Raw genomic sequence first — 1,129 nt, 5'->3', positions numbered from 1 at the left:
GCGGTGCGCCAAGTCAGCGAAATAAGCTAAAAAAGGCGAGTTGGGACGATGATTACAGGGCAAAAGTTTTCTTTGGTTAATTATCCGACAAAGTATGCTCCCGCCCTGGGGTTTTGCCCATGGTTTTTATGTCATGAGTGATATTGCTGAATGTGTTTATAAGTGTACTGACTATTACCATAGTGATTCTGAAATCAGTGTGCGCTGGGATGATCCAAGATTAAATATTGTGTGGCCTTTTACCAATCAACCTATTTTATCTGACAAAGATATTAATGGCTTAGGCTTTAATCAGGCCCCAACCTTGTAACTTGATGTTATTCATTGCACTTTTATCTGAACTTATCCAAAATTAAAGTTATATTTAGTTCTCAGTAATAAGTTATTAAAGTTAAAATATTATTTTCCTTTATAATTATCTTTATAGCCGTGGCAAGGAGGTACACTGCAGCTAATCATTCTTGCTTGCCAATTAGTTATTTTGCCCAAAATCCCACCATTAATGAAGTCCATCGAGCCTAATTTAGTTTCTGCGCCGCCATAAGCAACATTGCCAAAGGGCAGGGCGTTTAATTCCCCCGGAGCGGCGAAGCCTCTCGCGGCAATATTATTACAAGTCAGTGTCCCCAAACTATGGCATGCGCCTAATTGGCTATAGCCACTCTTTACAATGTCATAGCCTACTGCATCCATCAATCCTTGATAGCCTAAAATGGTGTCATTAATATCCCATAACACACCTATTATGCCAGCATTAGGAATGATCCCGCCTTTGCGGGTAGTGTAGCCAAAAACATCACAACTGTTTTGTGCACACTCAGCTCGAGATCCGGCTAATTTATGGCCAATAAAAGAATTAATGGTCAATAAAGCATTTAATTCGGTTAAAGACAGCCCATTTTTATTGGCAAACTTTTCAACGCCTTTAGCGGCAAATTCTGTGGCAAATTCATAACTGAGATCACCTATAATGTTATCTGGTTTATCCATACCATAATAAAGTGTTCTGACGACACGACGAGTTATTGTCAAATGTGGTGTATCAATGAATCGTGATGTTCTGTTTGATCTTGAGTGATCCGTTCACCATCTTTAAATTGAATACCTGATATGACATCAGCAAGCAGCT

Annotated in this window: 2 protein-coding genes; one reads left to right on the top strand and one right to left on the bottom strand. The window is 39.2% G+C overall.

The window, feature by feature from the left end:
• The first annotated feature begins 94 nt into the window (after nt 1–94).
• Entirely contained in the window at nt 95–310 is a 216-nt protein-coding gene (locus L2764_RS27310; protein ID WP_376708520.1) for a dTDP-4-dehydrorhamnose 3,5-epimerase family protein, read from the top strand.
• Nucleotides 311–399: 89 nt separating this feature from the next.
• Here the strand turns inward: L2764_RS27310 and L2764_RS27305 are convergent, their stop codons facing one another.
• The gene (locus tag L2764_RS27305; RefSeq protein ID WP_248943469.1) at nt 400–1,032 is read right to left on the bottom strand and encodes a hypothetical protein; all 633 of its coding nucleotides are present in this window, start codon (nt 1,030–1,032) and stop codon (nt 400–402) included.
• Nucleotides 1,033–1,129: the final 97 nt, after the last annotated feature.

This window comes from Shewanella surugensis (assembly GCF_023284005.1).
Classification (GTDB): domain Bacteria; phylum Pseudomonadota; class Gammaproteobacteria; order Enterobacterales; family Shewanellaceae; genus Shewanella; species Shewanella surugensis.
Note: the sequence above shows the minus strand (reverse complement) of the source record. Positions and strands in the feature narration are given on the sequence as shown.